The organism is Paenibacillus pabuli NBRC 13638 (genome assembly GCF_001514495.1).
Taxonomy (GTDB): domain Bacteria; phylum Bacillota; class Bacilli; order Paenibacillales; family Paenibacillaceae; genus Paenibacillus; species Paenibacillus pabuli.
In genome coordinates this window covers 189,133-206,738 of sequence record NZ_BCNM01000001.1, presented here as the reverse complement: position 1 = coordinate 206,738, position 17,606 = coordinate 189,133, and the positions used below count along the sequence as shown (strand labels likewise).

12 protein-coding genes are annotated in these 17,606 nt (G+C 45.5%); 1 reads left to right on the top strand and 11 read right to left on the bottom strand.

Translation table 11 applies throughout. The annotated features are described in order from the left end of the window. Positions 1–4: 4 nt before the first annotated feature. The 5 genes from PPA03S_RS00605 to PPA03S_RS00585 form a co-directional block, all read right to left on the bottom strand. The gene (locus PPA03S_RS00605) at positions 5–1,774 is read right to left on the bottom strand and encodes an ABC transporter ATP-binding protein (protein WP_062318836.1); all 1,770 of its coding nucleotides are present in this window, start codon (positions 1,772–1,774) and stop codon (positions 5–7) included. Then, the gene (locus tag PPA03S_RS00600; RefSeq protein WP_062318835.1) at positions 1,771–3,516 is read right to left on the bottom strand and encodes an ABC transporter ATP-binding protein; all 1,746 of its coding nucleotides are present in this window, start codon (positions 3,514–3,516) and stop codon (positions 1,771–1,773) included. Before PPA03S_RS00600 ends, PPA03S_RS00605 begins: the two co-directional genes overlap by 4 nt. Positions 3,517–3,653: 137 nt before the next feature. Continuing rightward, positions 3,654–4,385: a Stf0 family sulfotransferase gene (locus PPA03S_RS00595; RefSeq protein ID WP_062318834.1), complete on the bottom strand. Its 732-nt coding sequence runs from the start codon at positions 4,383–4,385 to the stop codon at positions 3,654–3,656. A 452-nt stretch (positions 4,386–4,837) separates the two neighbouring features. Next, a complete protein-coding gene (locus PPA03S_RS00590) occupies positions 4,838–5,656 on the bottom strand; it encodes a copper amine oxidase N-terminal domain-containing protein (protein ID WP_082703946.1) in 819 nt (272 codons plus the stop codon). A 126-nt stretch (positions 5,657–5,782) separates the two neighbouring features. Beyond that, positions 5,783–7,018, bottom strand: a complete 1,236-nt coding sequence (locus tag PPA03S_RS00585) for an MDR family MFS transporter (RefSeq protein ID WP_062318832.1) — start codon at positions 7,016–7,018, stop codon at positions 5,783–5,785. A gap of 149 nt (positions 7,019–7,167) precedes the next feature. Here PPA03S_RS00585 and PPA03S_RS00580 point away from each other — a divergent pair, with 149 nt between their 5' ends. Continuing rightward, entirely contained in the window at positions 7,168–8,934 is a 1,767-nt protein-coding gene (locus tag PPA03S_RS00580; RefSeq protein WP_062318831.1) for an ABC transporter substrate-binding protein, read from the top strand. A gap of 72 nt (positions 8,935–9,006) precedes the next feature. Here the strand turns inward: PPA03S_RS00580 and PPA03S_RS00575 are convergent, their stop codons facing one another. The 6 genes from PPA03S_RS00575 to PPA03S_RS00550 form a co-directional block, all read right to left on the bottom strand. After that, positions 9,007–9,882, bottom strand: coding sequence for an SDR family oxidoreductase (locus tag PPA03S_RS00575; RefSeq protein ID WP_062318830.1), 876 nt, complete (start codon positions 9,880–9,882; stop codon positions 9,007–9,009). Positions 9,883–9,913: 31 nt separating this feature from the next. Then, on the bottom strand, positions 9,914–10,393 hold the full coding sequence (locus tag PPA03S_RS00570; RefSeq protein ID WP_062318829.1) for a hypothetical protein: 480 nt from the start codon (positions 10,391–10,393) through the stop codon (positions 9,914–9,916). Positions 10,394–10,514: 121 nt separating this feature from the next. Continuing rightward, positions 10,515–11,072 (bottom strand): MarR family winged helix-turn-helix transcriptional regulator, encoded by a 558-nt coding sequence (locus PPA03S_RS00565; RefSeq protein WP_062318828.1) that lies wholly within the window; start codon positions 11,070–11,072, stop codon positions 10,515–10,517. A gap of 230 nt (positions 11,073–11,302) precedes the next feature. Beyond that, entirely contained in the window at positions 11,303–13,939 is a 2,637-nt protein-coding gene (locus PPA03S_RS00560) for a PAS domain S-box protein (protein WP_062318827.1), read from the bottom strand. 192 nt (positions 13,940–14,131) lie between these two features. Beyond that, positions 14,132–16,516 carry a polyprenyl synthetase family protein gene (locus PPA03S_RS00555; RefSeq protein WP_157283883.1) on the bottom strand — a complete coding sequence of 795 codons (2,385 nt, stop codon included), beginning with the start codon at positions 16,514–16,516 and terminating at the stop codon, positions 14,132–14,134. A 188-nt stretch (positions 16,517–16,704) separates the two neighbouring features. Next, positions 16,705–17,502, bottom strand: coding sequence for a sulfite exporter TauE/SafE family protein (locus PPA03S_RS00550; protein ID WP_062318825.1), 798 nt, complete (start codon positions 17,500–17,502; stop codon positions 16,705–16,707). Positions 17,503–17,606 lie beyond the last annotated feature (104 nt).

Sequence of the window (17,606 nt, the reverse complement as noted above, 5' to 3'; positions counted from 1 at the left end):
CAAGCTATCCCACTTTAACCGGTGTTTGCTCACCTTGCCAAAGCAGTTGCATCTCTTCATTTGTAGCAAGCAATTCGGAAAGGCTTCCTTCGGCCTCGATTCGTCCATCCTTCATAACGATGATATGATCGGCCCTGGCAAGTGCTGCTCTGCGGTGAGACACCGCAATACATGTGACATCCGGCTCCTGGAACAAACCTTCCCAGACCTGTTGCTCGGTTTCCACATCCAGCGCACTGGACAGATCGTCGAAGATGAACAGGTCCGCTTCCGTCATGAGCATGCGTCCGGTTGCTGCGCGCTGAATCTGACCACCCGACAACATAACACCTCTTGGACCTACGGACGTTTCGAGTCCTTGATCCAGGTTTTGAATATCTTTATCCATAACAGCCAAGCGAATCGCTTTTGCAAGAGCCATTTCCGTACGTCCCTGTTTGCCCTGAACAATATTTTCTTTCAGTGTATCACTGAACAGTCGGGGCACTTGAGGTGTATATGCTGCTCTTGGAGGCATCAGGAAGGTAGCGGGATCAACATCTGTCCCATTCCAGCGAATTGTGCCCTCTTCTTTGGGTAGCAATCCCAGAAGGGTACGAACCAGAGTCGATTTTCCAGACCCAACCCGTCCAGTGATGACCAGAAATTGTCCCCGCTTCACGCGGAAGCTGATATCCTGTATTCCATTTGCAGAATGAGGATAGTGGTACGCCAGATTGCGGATTTCCAGCTCTCTTAGCTTCTCCTTGGGATCTCTCTGTTCATTAGGAAGCTCAGGCGGATCTTCATTCAGATAAGTCTCTCTGAAGTCCATGATCCGGTCTTCCTCACCAGGACGAAACAAAGTTCGCATGCGGTCAAAAGATACTTTGAGCCGTTTATGCTGAAATACCATATATCCGAATAAAGAAATACTAAAGCCAATGTTGGCCAGATAACTCGTGAACAAGGCAAAATTACCTACGGTGAAATTGCCGGATTTCATCTCGGCTGCACACATCAGGAGAATAAGACCGGTACAGATGCTGAGCACATGCTGGTTAAGTGATCTCATCCACTGTTTGAACAGATTATCCCGGAGTGCTGCCTGACGACGCTCTTCATTCAGTTGGTTAAAACGAGTAGAGACATGCTCTTCCGCCTGCCCCAGTTTTAGTGCCTGCACAGCTCCAAAGGTCTCGGCAATGAAGCTGGTGATGCGCCCCGTCGACTCACGATTGACTTGGGCATATCGACGAGCCCGATTACCAGACAAGTTATTCAGCAACGTTACGACTACCAGTGGCAATACCGCAACAAGAGTGATCTTCCAGTTAATATTCGCCATAATGATGACGGATACAACGGCGAACACGAGCCTCCCCCAGAAATCCACCCAGGATTCCACGTACTCAACCACCTCATCCACATCATCCCGAAAGCGACTCATCGCCTCTCCCGGTGAAGCTGGCAGATTACGTCCTGGCCAGCGCATAATTCCGGCCAGCATGTTGGTACGCAGAATGGCCTGAATATGATAGATATATGTGATCCATGCATAGAAAGCAGCAAAAAACGTACCTACTCTTGTTGCTCTGACCAGAGCAATGAAGATCAGCGGAGCGGCCAGCCACATGTAATCACTGGAACCCACGGTTGCCCGATCAAAGAACCACTGCATCCCGATCCCTATGGCCAGCGGTAAAGAATGAAATATACACCATAACAATCCGTTGATCAAAAATAGAAAAGGCCTAAAGCGAAACAAGCGGCCTATAAATCCTGTTACTGTCACGCCAATTCCTCCTCTCGCCCCGTAATCAGCAATCTGGCATAATGGGAAGCCGGATCACTGGCGAGTTCTTCTCTGGCTCCGAATTCCAGTACCTTGCCATCCCCCAGTACCATAATCTGATCGACCTTCTCCAAAGTAGCCAGGCGATGTGCAATGATAATTCCGGTACATTGCTTCATCAACTGATCGATCGCTGACTGAAGCATGCTCTCTGTTGCAGCATCCAGCCTTGAGGAAGGCTCATCGAGAATAACCAGGCTTGGTTCAGTCAGAAATACTCGCGTCAGGGCGAACAATTGAGCTTCCCCTGCGGACAATGAAGAACCACCAGCCTTCAGATGTGTATCCAACCCTCCGGGCTGTGATTCAATCCAGTGACTTAATCCCAGTCGATCCGTTGTCTCCTTAATGATCTGATCCGAGACGTCCTGGTTGAACAGCGTTAAATTCTCTCGCAGCGTACCATCGAACAGCTGTACATCCTGCGTCACCATACCCACCCTGCGGTAAAGTGCAGGTAAGGTAAGCTCTGTAATATCTTTGCCACCCACACGAATTGTTCCGCTATCCAGATTGTACAGGCGCAGAAGCACCCGACTCAGACTTGATTTTCCGCTACCAGTACGACCGATGATGCCAAGCCGTTCGCCAGGTTTAATGGCAAAGTTAATATTCTGCAATACAGGTTTATCCTCGTTATAACTGAAGTTCACCTGCTTGAATTCCAGACCAAGCGGCCCTTCTGGCAGCTGGTCCTCTTTTCCGTTTTCGATCTCACTGCGTAATGACAACAGTTCTCTTGACCGAAGCATACCTGATTTAGCCTTCTGAAACTCTTGAACCTGATCGCCTAACATCTCAATCGGATCATTAAGCATCTGTGTGTATTGATATATCAGAAACAGGGTTCCGATGCTGATGATGCCTTGCATGTAGTAATGAACACCGAGCAGAAGAACCGCAGTGACTGCAAGGGCGAACAGAATGACCGTCGTATTCCATGGAATAACCCGAAGCAGCCAGGCTTTCCTTCCCTTTTGAAATACAACACGCATCGTGCGATAAAATCGATTCATCACATACGGGACATGCCCGTTGGCTTGAACATCCTCAATTCCCGCAATACGCTCTTCAATTAATCCGAACAAGGAGGCACTCGCTTCCCGCTCATTTTTGGAAGAGTTTACTCCCAGATTCCGAATGAACACCATAAACAGAATCGATACCAGTGTAAACACCGTCATGACGATCGCAATCGGTACGTTTACAGTGAACATAAATCCGAGGATTCCGGCAAGCAAAACAAAACTTCCAACCACCTGCACAATGAACATCGCGAAGAAGTTGGAGATACTCGTCACATCGCCATCCACCCGTTCAATCATTTCTCCAGGTGTCTTCACATTATGGAATCGCATATCCAGTCGCAGGCAATGCTTCAGGAGATCTCCACGCAGTTGATTCGTTGCCCTCCAGGCAACATCATTGCCGAAATAACTCACTGCTACAGTGATCAATTGATTAACTACAGCAACAATCAGGAACAATCCGGCAAGCTGGATCAGGTTAGAAAGCACTCCCCCACTTGCCGCCGTATCAATGAACCGTTTAATAATCTGTGGACTCACGAGCTGAAGCCCCGTTGACGTCAGCAGCATCACCATAAGCAAGGCCAATCGTCCTTTGACGGGTTTTAGATATTGCAGCAGCCAGGACATGGAGCGTTTCTCTGTTTTGGGCATAGCCCCTCACCCCTTCTTATACCGTTTCTATTCCCATTTTCTAATTCAAAACATCGTGGCCTCTCACTAAGATGAATCATACATAATAACAATAAATGCAACATTTCCAGCCCATGGATGAATTTTTCCGAGTGTGTTTACCATCTTACATTCTCCCAATCTCTCTGGCATTCTTTCCGAAATCGTTGCACCCATTGTTCAGCAATCTCATCTGCAATCGGGTCAAAGGACGGGGGTGATACGGTCACACCGTCAGTTTGAACATCCAAAAATTCTAGCACTTTCATAACGGTCCCTTCGTAATCCTGTATAAAATCCTCATAAACAATCGTCAGCGGCACAATGCCCGACTCGGACAGAAAATCTTCGATTGCAGCTTCGCACATGTTACTCTCCACCAGCAGATGCTTAATCGCATCAAAGTTATATTGATCTGCAATATCTTGTAACTGAGGACTGTCTCCGTGCTTGCGGTGCCATTCACCCGAGACGATGGCTCTCCACCATGACACAGCCAATCTGACTTTGTTGCGACGCGTCATGTAGATATGCTTGGTGCAATTAGGGAAGCCCGTACTCCATACTTCAGCCCGCGATAACGCTGTTGGCAGATTATAGAGATTACGGAATGCGTCAATCCATCGTTGTTCAAAATTAATCTTGATTCCGAAAACTCCGTTCGGCGTTGTTCCCTGATCCCAGATCTGCTCCAAATCTTCACACTTTAATGTGTCTGGGCTCTTATGCTGATCATGCAGCCATTCCCTCGGATATCCTGCAACCCCCGTAGAACTTAAGGCTTCACCCAGCAGAGTACTGCCGGTTCGTTGGGAGAACCAAATGGTATAACTTTGTGCAGGTCGTTTCATATCGCAACCTCTCTTTCTCCCTTTGGGGTAGTTTCATGCCAAAAATCACTGCAAAATCTCCCTTCCATATGCAACAAATTGGGTGGAATGCATGCAAAAAAGCCATAGATGAACTAATGTTCATCTACAGCTTGTAACAATAAGAGAACCATATGAAATAAGAAGCGTTTCCGGATTTCTCCTCTGCACGCAATAATGATGAGCGTCCACGACAGGGGTGCATAAACATGACTGTCCAAACGCCAACACAAAAAACATGGGTTAAGTCACTTGCTCATGCGTATTCAGTTATCGATTCAGAATGCGCCCTGTCTGGAACATGTTCATCTTAACCACCCGTCACACATATTTGTTGTTTATTGTATTCGCTCCGCCGTAATCCGTCAAGATAATATTAACTGAATTGTTATTTCCTTCATGCTATTGACCATCATATGCTGCGATTTCATCGATCATAACCCCAAATAGGGAATCTCTCTGAGATTAAATCTCAACTGATTCACTTTCCATACACCATTACTGTATACAAGTTCAATATTTCGGTCATTTACATAATGAGAATCTCCCGTTAATGTATTTCCGATTACGAACGATTGGGATAACATCGCTGTTGTACTGCTTGTATAATAAACAGTGGTCTCTGGAGCATCATGCAGCATCCAATCACTTACTACATCCTGCCTCTTGAGAATAGATTGGATTAAATCTTCTGTAAAATAGGGCTTGAAATACGTACCGACCTGCTTAATCTGAGACAATCCTGAAATTTCGTTCAATTTCTCAGACAAAATATTTAATCGCTCCTGGGTTATTTTCGCAGAATCAGGTATCTGGATGGTCTCCTCTTGCATACTTACAATCATATTTTGATTATTCAAATGGATGGTTGCCTGTTTAGTTAGTGGATTCCACCCCAGTTTGGCTCCTAACGTTTGGCTGACAAATCGCAGCGGAACATATGCTGTATTGCCAATTAATTCAACAGGAGAATCCATTCTGATTATCTGCTCATTCACTCTCGCATTTTTAAAGTTAACTACAAGCCAGATTTCTTTTTCATCCGTTTTTATTCGAATGCTTTTCCCTTCCTTATCCCACATTACGTCTGCCCCCAAGTTGCTGGACACGACCCTCAAGGGAATGAGCACCCGATTATTGGACAATACGCCAGTCCCAATCTCTAGCGAGGCATCCTCAGCGAAACTCGATGTTGAAAACGCGGCAAACATAACACACAACAGCAAAGGTATAGTGAACTTTTTAAATATCATTTGGAACCCCCATGAGGAAATGTTTAACTAATTAACGCTGATTTCTCAATGAAAGTTACCTTTCTCCAAAAAAAAGTTAAAAAAGCTAATGCGTATAAGCACTGCAATGTAACTGGTAACGCTTAGCTAGACACTCACTTGTATTGGTGTTGTTTCCTTCTCCCTGACCACAAGTCGCTTATGCGCTACGATAAGAAAAGGGAGTCCGAGCGCAGTGGTCAGCGCGAGCGGTACAAAAACGAATAGGCCATTTCCCGTCCCAAATTGAGTTAACAGCAGCCCTCCCAGAATCGGTGCCATAACGCTGCCCAGGTTATTGAATCCAATGGTGCCAAAGTAGGTCCCTTTCCATTCTGGTTTGGCAATACGGTCAATCAGCATATCCATCATCGTGAACATAAGCACTTCCCCAATGGTGAACAGAATGACGCTGATCATCAATACCGTAACGCTTGTTGCGATGCCGAACAGGAACAAGCTTGTAGCGACAAGCAAGTTTCCTAGAATGAGGGGCACAACCGGCGGGAATTTGCTGGCCACCCGCACAATCGGGAATTGAATGACAAGCACCGTCAACGCATTGAGTGAAAGCATATAGGAAAACACTTGACTTCCGTGCTCAAAAAGAGGATTCTGCGCCACATACTGGGCCAGCGTCGAGCTGAAATGTCCGTAACCAAGCACGCAAAAAGTAGTCCCGATCAGTACCGGCAAAAATACTCGATCGCGTCCGGTGGTAGCGAGCGCATCTCGTAAACGGGGGGCAGTGACTTGAACGTGTACCGGCAGGCTGGCACGCTGCAATTGAAATTGCAGGAACAAAACAAGGCCGTAAACGATATATACCATCCCGGAGATCATAAACGGAAACGTGGATTGTGCCGAGCCGAGCTGAAGGCCGATAATGGGTCCGAACACAACACCCAGATTAACGGCGGCATATCTTAGATTGAAGACAAGCAGCTTATTTTGCGGTGGAGTAATATCCGATAGAAGCGCACGTGACGTAGGCTCAAACACGGCGCGGCACAATCCATTTAAGGTATTGGCGACAAAAAATACCCACAGATGCTCTGCTGCTGAAAAGATGAAAAATACAGATGCCCAGCCAAATACGGAGACCATCATAACTATTTTGCGGCCAATTCGATCCGAAATATAACCTCCGTAAAAGCTGATCATGACTCCAGCCAGAGAACTGACTGCGACGGTAACTCCAGTCTGTGTTGGTGTAGCCCCTAATACCTGGGTCAGATAAATGGATAAAAACGGGATACTCATGGATGTAACGAGACGTCCAAACATGGTTCCAATAATGATGGTCCATGCTAAAGGGTGAATCTGCCGTAAATGTTGCTTCATTGCGTATGGTTCTCCTGTTCTTGTTGTTTTGTCTCAGAGGGGCTGTCTTTCCCTGTCTCTTTATATGTATAATTGTATCAATCAAAGGGGGAAATAAAAGTGTAAGATTGTGATGGCACTTTTCACCTTTTATGAAGGAGCATCTACACATGGATACTACAACAACCCATTATGTACGTCTTGCAACAGCAAAAGAACTTTCTCTTACACTTGATGAACCCGTTCCTGTAACCATCGACAGCCTTTCCGATGCCTTATGCTGTACCCCACGCAACGTGAAGTTTATTCTTCGCAAGCTGGAGGAACAAGGATTTATTCATTGGCAGCCTGGGCGCGGACGAGGACATCATTCGCAGATGACGCTGCTGCGCAGCGTAAATGAAACGCTGGAGAATCACCTGCGGGAACTGATTGGGAGAGGTAAAATCAAAGAAGCAATCGAGCTGATCGGCACGATTGACATCCATAAAACACTTCAGGAACAATTGCTGCGATCACTTAACAAGCATATGGGATTCCACAGTCATGCCGAAACGGCATCCGGTCAGGATGTGCTGCGCATGATGCGATCACGTAGACTTACAGGGCTTGACCCCGCTCATGTATATACCGCTTTTGAAACCTATTTACTCGGTCAGGTTTGCAGTACTCTTATCACATATGATGCCAAAACGGAAAGCTTTCTGCCTGAACTAGCACATATGTGGGAGTCCAGTGAGGATCATACGATGTGGACTTTCTATCTGCGTAAAGGCGTGCGGTTCCACCATGGACGAGTGATGACCTCTCGAGATGTCAAAGCAACCTTGCAGCGAATTCAGGATGTCAACAGCCCCATGAGCAGGCACTATCGGGATATCGAGCGTGTTGAAACTGATGGAGATTACTGCATCCACTTTTATTTAAGTCGCCCCAATCTCTTCTTCCTGCACTTGTTCAGCTGTATTCCCATGACGATTCTTCCCTATGATATTGATGTATCCCAAAAATTGATCGGTACCGGACCTTTTCAGATCAGTGAAATGAATGAAGATGTTTTGGTGCTCCGTGCCTTCGATGGATATTATGGCATCCGTCCGCATCTTGACCAGGTGGATATTTGGTTCGTACCAGAGCTAGGGCCTAATGAACATTATTATGAATTACCAAGAACTGACCGATTAAAGCTCGATACAGACAGCAAAGAAACGACACTTGTGAATTATCCGGCACTGGGTTGTCGATATATATTATTTAATTTCCACAAAGAAGGAATTCATCACCAATTGAAATTTCGACAAGCACTTAGACTTGTCTATGATCCAGTTCGTTTAGTAAAAGAGCTTGGCGGAAACCGAATTACACCCGCGAACAGCTTCCTTCCCTGGAAAAGTGCAGCAGCAGCCTGGCATGAAGCTTCGCTTGCGGACGCCAAGAAGCTGCTGATGCAATGTGGTTACCAGGGAGAGCCCATCATCCTGTCATACCCGATGAATAAAGGCTTAAAAGAAGCCCGTTGGTTACAACAACGTGGTAAAGCGATTGGTTTGATCATTGAGCTCCGCCTCTCTGCTGACTACCCTCATCCTGATAAATACAAGGAGGCGACATTGATGATGGCTGAGGAAATTTTGGAGGATGACTGGCAATTTGGTATGATTAATTACTTCAAAAACAAATCCAATCATTTGCACGCTTACCTAACGCCTGCTGTACAGTTCATCCTGGACCAGAAATTAGACCATTTCGCCCAGCTGGATAACGAGAAACGATCGGTACTGCTGGATGAAGCAGAGGGATTGCTGCGAGATAACTGTTGGATTTTACACGGTTGTCACATGAACAAAAAAGCCCAGCTGGACCAAAGTATCTTCGGCATGCAAACGGCTGAGTTTGGGTTCATGGATATCTCCAAACTATGGATCAAAAATCAGTAGTGAGGTTTGTTTCACACCCAAAAAATCCCCCTAAAGAATTTTTAGGGAGATTCTCCTTAGTTCACTGCATGGTTATGGCCTCGGTTTAAATGCATCCCGATACTCTTCCAGGAATGCATCGAGCGAGCGAGGCTCTCTGCCGAGCAAGCGTTGAACGGTATCTGTCGGCTTCTCAGACACAACGGTAGACATCGTCTGGATTTCCACAACGTGGTCTGCGAGCCAAGAAGGCATCTGTCCATGTTCGATCAGATCAGCTCGCAAGGCCTCAGGTTTGAGGTTAACGAACTCGATCGGTCGATTGAGCACGATGGACAATTTATCTGCAATCTGTGGATAGGTGAACGTTTCGGAACCCGTCAACGTATATATGCTGTTAACCGACTTGAACCGTGTCATCACTTCTGCGGCAACATCTGCGATATCCCGGCAATCGATGAAGTTGCACGGTGAATCTCCAATACAGCCGAAGAACATATCCTGGGTTGTTATGGTTGGTGCGAGACTCAGCAAATTTTGCATGAACGCATAAGGTCGCAATATTGTATACGTAATTCCTGATGTCACGAGAGCTTGCTCGATATCGGCATGCCATTTTGCTATAGCTACAGGTGAACGTTCCTCATAAGCTGGACTGGATATTTTGACGACATGCTTCACTCCCTCTTGCGCAGCTATCTGGATAATGGATGTCTCTAATTCCACTTGTCTGGGATTGTTGGATAACGCAAGGAATAGTTGGCTGGCACCCGCCAAAGCTCTGCGCATCGATTCAGGATCATTCGCATCGGCAATACGAAGTTCAACACCGGACAATGCCAAGTCCACGATTTGTTGACGAAGCTGATCCGGCTCTCTGCTTATTGCCCGAACGGGAACGCCGCCTTCCATCAAACGTCTCAAAAGTGCATTTCCAATCATACCTGTTGCTCCAATAATAGTAATCATGTTCCCATATCTCCTTATCTAATGAATTCATTTATTTTGTAAAGGAAGCTCTCCAACGCCATGTCATGATTGTGCAGGCTAATGCACCGGACAAGGGAAGATCGAACCCGACATGATCCAGCCAAGTCCATGAAAGACTCGGGTTTACGAAATGCAGCACGTTGGAAATCCCCCACGAGGCCATAAGGCCAAGCATTGCGCCTGCAAGAGCAAAGCAACCCACGACGATCACATGAGGCGTTTTCGCCACCCAGCGTGTACGGCTTCCACGATTACGCAGCCAGAGTCCAATACCTAAAGCCATCAGAAGGGACGCCCCTCCAATCGTTGTTAGGGCTCGTAACTGAAGCACTTTATCATCGGTAACGATTCCCCCTATGCCTGCCATAATGGCAGGCGACAAGTAAGCTAAGATTAATTCTCTCCATAACACAAACGGTTTTTGGCGAGGCTGTGCGGATCGAACAGCATAACTTTCCTCTGATCGAACGGGGTCTTTTTGGTTAAACATATCACTACTCCTTTTATTTGAAATTAAACCCTATTGTTACACTATGTAATTAGGAGCCTAACTATATGGTGATGAAAATGGGCTAGCTAATCTAGCCCGTTTCACCTTTCTTGCTATGCTCCTAGGATTGGGGTTCAGAGAAGTCGATTGACTCATCTGTAAGTGCCGAAATACCTTGGGTTACACGCCCCAGCAGATCGAGAAACACACTCCGTTCCTCAATTGTAAGCAAGCCGACCATCGCTTCCAATCTGGCAAAATGCTCCGAAGCCATATCCGTCAGCTTTTTGGCGCCTTTGGCTGTCAAGATGACTGACTTCTGACGGCCATCGACGGAACTCGTCCGACGAGCGACCAGTCCGTCGCGTTCGAGAATCTCAATTAGACCCGTTACGGTTGCACGAGTAACGCCCAGATTTTCCGCGAGTTGCGAGGGCAGCTCTTCGCCATCATTATCCTCTAGATCTGCTAACAGACGATAGCGACCTGTCGATAAACCAAATCTGGAGAAGTGAATTTCCGCGGCATGCCCAAGCTTGGCTCCCGCTACCATCAGCCTGGATGCGACAAGCACGGCTTGTGCATCAACATCTAATTGATAGCGATCAACCTGTCGCTTCGTTTGTACTAACGAGGGGATGAGATACATGTCATTTGTTTCTTTATTATGGTTGGTCATAGATATAGTATGGCGCCTAATTATATAATTGTCAACTTTTATTCAGCACTTTCTATCCACTCCGATTTCCGTCTAACGTTAAAGAGCCGTTGACTTATCACAAGGATAAGTCAACGGCTCTTTTGTCCAACAAAAGAGAATCCGTTCATACACATAAAGAAATCTTAAACCATGGGCATGTCTGTAATGGTATATACTATATATTCTCCATAGTCATGTTCGATTGCAAATCATAAACGATCCGTATGTTTCTTGATTTTGTAATACTCCTCCATCACTTGCATAATGGATTCACTTTTAATCGGTTTGCTTACATATGCATCCATTCCAGCCTTCAGACATTTGTCCATATCCCCTCTAACCGCGTTCGCAGTAACTGCCACAATATATGGGCAAGCGTCTGGTGTCAGGGCTTCCTTAATCGCTTTGGTGGCTTCAAATCCATTCAGTCGAGGCATGTGTACATCCATAAAAACAATATCGTACCTATTTCGTTTAACAGCGTCCACCGCTTCAATACCATTCTCCACGTAGTCCACGAGGTGTCCTTTTTTCTCAATCATTCGCCGCAAGACAAGCTGGTTCACTTCATTGTCTTCTGCGATCAGAATTCGCAACAGATCCGTCTTATGCTTATTATGTTGAAGATCGTAATTGTTGATTTCCTCGGTGTTACTGGTTTTAAACGAAACTGTAAAAACAAATGTTGTCCCGGGATCATTGGAATCTTCAATCCAGATTTCTCCCTCCATGAGCTCTATAAGCTTCTTGCTGATCGCCAGCCCAAGCCCCGTACCTTGAGGCTTGCGAGTCATGAAGTTCTCCAATTGGTAGAAGGCTTCAAATAGATGCCCTCTCTTCTCAGCGGGGATTCCAATTCCCGTATCTTTCACTTTGAATTGAAATTGAACATCATTATATTCTTGTCCAATAACCTTCACTTCGATCTCAACACTGCCTTCCAAGGTGAACTTTACTGCATTCCCAATGATGTTGGTGAGGACCTGTTTAAGACGGTAAGCATCCCCGAATACGGGAGTAGGAATCGCATCATCCAGGCTGAGACGAATATCCAGCTGCTTCTCTCGAATCATTGGTGTTACGATATTCACCGTCTCGGTCACGATTTCTCCGAGATCAAAGGGTTCATCCACCAGATCGGTTTTACCCGACTCTATTTTGGAAAAGTCCAGAATATCATTAATAATCGCAAGCAACGAATCCCCGCTCTTTTGAATAATTTCAATGTATTCCTTCTGTTCTCCGCTGAGTCCAGGTGTGTCCAGAAGCAAATCCGTCATTCCGATTACCCCGTTCATGGGAGTGCGGATCTCATGGCTCATCATCGCCAAAAATTCACTCTTGGCCTTATTCATTCGTTCGGCAGTCTCTTTGGCTACAAGCAATTTTTTTTGCTCTGTAATATCTTTCGCAATCAGGTAGAAACCTACGTTTTGTTCATTAATAATGATGGGAGCAAGCGTTGCCAGCACTTCTGTCTCAGAACCATCGATGTGCTGAATAGCATTGATTTCTTTTTCAGCCAGCTCATAATGGCTATTGAGAATCAGTCCAAGATGATACCGCCCGATAAACCTGCAAATACTTGTTCCAATCATTTCCGCAACCGGACATCCCGTCATTTTTATGGCTACCGGATTGGCATTTATAATATTGCCCATCATGTCAAACGAAATGATGGCATCATGATTATATTTTTTGAGTGAAGTATAACGTTCCACTGATTCCTGAAGTTTGAATTCGACATGTTTACGTTCCGTGATATCCTGCAATGTTCCGTTCAACTGTATTGGTTGTTGATCTTCATCATAGGTAATTAAGCCTCGCAGATGGAGATATTTTTCCTTACCGTCTGACCCCAGATGCCGATATTCAAAATCAAGCGGCTCTCCTTGTTTCACGGATTCGATACATTTCTTCAAACGCTGTTCCTGTGACGGATCCATGCAGGCAAAGATCTCACTGGCTTTATAGGTTTTGTTCATGCCTAATTCAAACATTTCAAAGATTTGATCCGACATGCAAACATGGTCACTGAGTATGTCCCACTCCCAACTGCCGATCATGGCTATCCGCTCAGCTTCCGCACTGATGGCCTCATGCTTCTTTCGCTCCGATATGTCCCGACCAATTGCCAGAATCTGTTGTTCTTGCCCGGGTTCCCCGATAATTTTATATGTGGTTTCAAACCAGAGATGATGCCCGTCTTTGTGGCAAACCTGTATATCCAGCAGATGTCCTTTGCTCATATCGATCTGAGAAGCACCTTCCATATCTTCTGGATGGAACACGAGGGTATTGTTATTCCCAACCACTTCTTCTGGCAAATAACCAAGCAGATTATATATGGAAGGTGAACAGTAGCGACAAACGCCGTCAAGGGTGGATATATATATGATTTCCTGGGCATTGTCGGAGATGAGCTTGAACATTTCTTCCGTTTGGAGAAGTTTTTGTTCGGTTGTTTTACGGTCTGTAATATCGACGACATGACAAATAAAATAAAGCGGCTCATTGTTGATTTCATGTCGGACCAATGTTACATGCAACGAAACCCATAAAATATCTCCACTTTTTTGAATATAACGCTTTTCGTATCTATATTCTTTCGATTCACCCTCACTAAGCTCATGTTCACGGATGAGATCCTGTGCATAATCATCTGGATGGGTGATATCTTTGTAGTTTAGAAGTACTAACTCTTCAGCTGTATAACCCACCATATTGCAAAAAACAGGATTCACCTTCGTCCACTGTCCTGTCGGAGCAAGAAGTGCAATCCCAATAGGTGCTTGATTATAAATCTGCTCAAACAATTCGTGATGATCGACCTTTTGAACCTGCATCTTAAGCTCTCCTTTTGTGTAAAAACGCAATATTTGCTTAGTACCCGGTTTTTCTAATGTTGAAACATCTCATTTTCTAAAGGTTTGTGTCATTAAAGCAAAATAAGACCTGGATTCTATTCGTAGAATCCAGGCAACTTTTATTTTTTTTCATATATCCATGCTGAGCAAGGGATTGGTCAGTGTAAATTCTCACCGCTCCCGTCCAATGATGTAATCCAACAAATGCCTCAGAAAAGAAATCGGCTTCGGCATTTCGTTCAGCGCATCGGTTGCGAGACAATAATGCTTCCACATCTCTTTCTTTGCATCTTCCTCACCCAGAATCGACACAAAAGTTGAACTGTTATTCCGCACATCCTGACCTGACGGCTTGCCAAGTACAAGGTGGTCTCCTTCCAGATCCAGCAGATCATCCTTGATTTGAAAGGCGATACCCGCATGATATGCATATTTCTTCAAGGATGAAATCTCCACTTCTTTTACCTGAGCGAGAATGGCCGGCATCACAAGTGCTGCCTCAAAAGCAATACCTGTTTTGTAGAAACAGATCATGTTCAATTGTTCCAATGTCAGTGCTTTTCCTTTGGCGTTCAGATCCATCGCCTGTCCCATACACATATCTTCTGCCTTTTCAGCCGAATATTGAATCAGGGTAAGTACAGTTGCAGCATCAAACTGTTTGAGGGATGATTGCTCTCCAATGGCTTTTTGGATGAGAAATAGACCCGTTAATTCTGCTGTCGAACTATTATGAACCTGATGCAGGGTGGAACGACCTCGCCGGGTCGAAGCATTATCCTGGGTCGGCAGATCATCAAAGATCAATGAGGCTGTATGCATGTATTCCAGTGATCTTAGCAGAGGAGTGATAGACGATTCATGCAATCCATACTCACGCACGCCCATCACCCATGTCAGTATCGGCCTTAGCCGCTTTCCATCTCCTTGCAGACTGTAGTTCGCGGCATCAATCAGCGTTTCTTTCATTTCTGGAAGCCCACTCGGCTTGGAAATCTGTAATTCAATATTGATCTGTTCACGAACCGTACGAATCGTATCCAGAAAGTCCTGCTTTTCCTGCTTGTCGTTCTGCAATTGGATGATGACCTGATCCCGCAGCAATTTATCCAGGAAATCCACATCATCGGCTTTGCGTACCATTTGCTGAATTAGGAGATTGAATTCCGGTTTTCCGGAGGCAAAGATGTTCATCACTTCATTGTATTGTTCTTGACCTAAACGTTCTTTGCAGCGCTTAAGACCATTAATCGCACGATCCAGTATAACCTCACGGGTCTTCGCATCGGAATGGTACACCTCATGAATCAGATAAGAGATTACCGCCCAATATAGCTCATACGGATTGATTAGATCAGGCCGCAGTTCACGATACTTCAGATAGTAGGTATACGGGGTCACCGCCTCCTCCTTCATATCATCAAACATATCAGCGAAATCGTCTGCGAGCTGATTGTATATGCCATAATAGAATGTCCGCAGATCAAAACCTTCATCCGCAGAGGCACTGAGGACAGAACGAACAATGAGTCTGGAAGAAGAGGATTTGATAATAATCGGAATATACAGTTCTTCATTGGAATAATTGGCGTTGGACAGTTTCTTGGCCCGGTCTATTTCCTGGGACTGAAAGAATACATAAGATTGCTCCAGGAATGTCCGCTGTGTCTCAGGACGCTGATAGTTCTTGATATATTCAAATGCTTCCCGCAGTTCGGAATGAACATATTGAATGACTTTGAGATTGGCACCGTTCCATTCCCCGATGTCCGGTACTATTCCGGTTAGAAGCGCATCCCGGATCAGGCGCGAATACTGTTCCTTCTCTTGTGCGGTCAGGGCCTGTGAATCCAGAAGGTCATCAATAAATGGATAGGTTAAACCGTAAGAATAACCAAGCCGAATCGCAGCATCCAGCCTTTCGGAACGTTCAGCACGGGGTGTATCCTCATTCATATCATCGTTCACATGCAGAACTACACCAAGGATGATCTTGAGCAGCTTGCGCTGTGCCTGCTCTGCATTCAATTCCTTCGGGATATTGGAAGCGACATGCTTTAACTTGTGAACTACCCAGATGACGGCTGTTTCCACGTTCTCCTTCTGTGCCCAGCGATACAAGGTAGCCAGACTGATATAATCCGGTTGTTCCTTGCGATGGGGCGTATTCGAGCGCATAAAGTATGCTTTGGTATCCTGAACGACGCGCTGGATTCGCTCCTGTGTCTCTGAACTATCCAGCGCTTTGCCCAGATCTCGCATATAAATGTAAGAAATACTGCGATCCAGGTAATGATCCAGTTTGCCTGTAACATTCAGCCACTGGATATATCTATGAATATCCCGGGAATCCGGCTTTCGTCGACTTGGTGCTAAAAAAGATAACCAGGAAAAAGGTTGAACATGATTTTTTTGCCATACGTTAATATCCCGCGTCAACGCGGCGATATAGGTGTTATCCAGAAGTGTTTCTTGAAGAGAAGTAAAATACTGAGCTGCCTTCTGCTCAGCCAGCCGATATCCTGCATCAGCATGATCTGTAAGTACGTTATTCATAGGATGGATACCTCAACTTCTAATAATGTTAAACATGTATCCATGAAAGGAGTTTGAGGGTGCTCCATGGACGAAAACTGATGTGAATTCATGCTGCAACAAATTCGCCAGCTCATGTTCATAACCTTTATACGGCATTCCATCCGTTTGGTTACGAAATCGTCAGGGAGCTGCCATCCGATATGGTTTTACAAAATGGACGACCATACCTTCACTGCTGTAATCGCGATGAGAATCATTAGTCCGTATCGAAGCAGTCTCACATTAATCATCGAACTTACTTTGGAACCGAGAGAAGCTCCGATCAGACTCCCGATAACCGTATACACAATGGGTTCTAGCGGAATGTCCCCACCCAGAACCTTTCCCGCCACTCCACCAATGGCGGAGATGAACACAATAGCTAACGAGGACGCAATGGTTGTGCGGGTAGGGATCTTGAGAACGGTAAGCATGATTGGAATTAAAATAAAAGCACCACCCGCACCAACAATGCCAGAGACAATTCCTACGGCAAGAGCAGAACCTGCCGCAACATAGGTATTGAATATGAGCTGTTCAGTCGAGCCCGCTGTTCCCTTACCCGGGATCAGCATGAGTACAATCGCGATTATGGCCAGAATGCCATAGATCAGATTGATGACTTCTCCATTCAGATGTCCGGATATGAACCCGCCAATCAGACTGCCGACCAGAATACTGGAGCCCATATTAGCCACCAGACCTTTATGAATGAGAACTTCACTCTTTTTCCCGTTCCCTGTTCTTCTAATGTAGGCAATCACACCAGCGAGTGAGGCAAAAAACACCTGAAACATGCTGATGGACGACACCTCATGTGCCGAGAACGGTTCCAGCCCCATAAGAGAAGGTACATATAACAACAGCGGGTAATTAATTATGGCTCCACCAATACCCAACAAACCGGAGAAGAAGGAACCGACCAGACCCAGTATAAACATGATGATAAAAAGCAGAGTATCCATCGGTTTTTCTTCCTTTCTTGCAGTGTAAAAAATGATGCAAAAAACAGTATACGCAGTTAAAATAATGGGTTATAATTAAAACCAAGTAAATTAATCCGAAATGA

What these genes read in the sequence shown, in the direction of transcription:
- PPA03S_RS00585 (WP_062318832.1), bottom strand. Translation starts at nt 7,018, where the DNA reads ATGAAGCAACATTTACGGCAGATTCACCCTTTAGCATGGACCATCATT.
- PPA03S_RS00580 (WP_062318831.1), top strand. Translation starts at nt 7,168, where the DNA reads ATGGATACTACAACAACCCATTATGTACGTCTTGCAACAGCAAAAGAA.
- PPA03S_RS00570 (WP_062318829.1), bottom strand. Translation starts at nt 10,393, where the DNA reads ATGTTTAACCAAAAAGACCCCGTTCGATCAGAGGAAAGTTATGCTGTT.
- PPA03S_RS00555 (WP_157283883.1), bottom strand. Translation starts at nt 16,516, where the DNA reads ATGAATAACGTACTTACAGATCATGCTGATGCAGGATATCGGCTGGCT.
- PPA03S_RS00575 (WP_062318830.1), bottom strand. Translation starts at nt 9,882, where the DNA reads ATGATTACTATTATTGGAGCAACAGGTATGATTGGAAATGCACTTTTG.
- PPA03S_RS00595 (WP_062318834.1), bottom strand. Translation starts at nt 4,385, where the DNA reads ATGAAACGACCTGCACAAAGTTATACCATTTGGTTCTCCCAACGAACC.
- PPA03S_RS00590 (WP_082703946.1), bottom strand. Translation starts at nt 5,656, where the DNA reads ATGATATTTAAAAAGTTCACTATACCTTTGCTGTTGTGTGTTATGTTT.
- PPA03S_RS00565 (WP_062318828.1), bottom strand. Translation starts at nt 11,072, where the DNA reads ATGACCAACCATAATAAAGAAACAAATGACATGTATCTCATCCCCTCG.
- PPA03S_RS00600 (WP_062318835.1), bottom strand. Translation starts at nt 3,516, where the DNA reads ATGCCCAAAACAGAGAAACGCTCCATGTCCTGGCTGCTGCAATATCTA.
- PPA03S_RS00550 (WP_062318825.1), bottom strand. Translation starts at nt 17,502, where the DNA reads ATGGATACTCTGCTTTTTATCATCATGTTTATACTGGGTCTGGTCGGT.
- PPA03S_RS00560 (WP_062318827.1), bottom strand. Translation starts at nt 13,939, where the DNA reads ATGCAGGTTCAAAAGGTCGATCATCACGAATTGTTTGAGCAGATTTAT.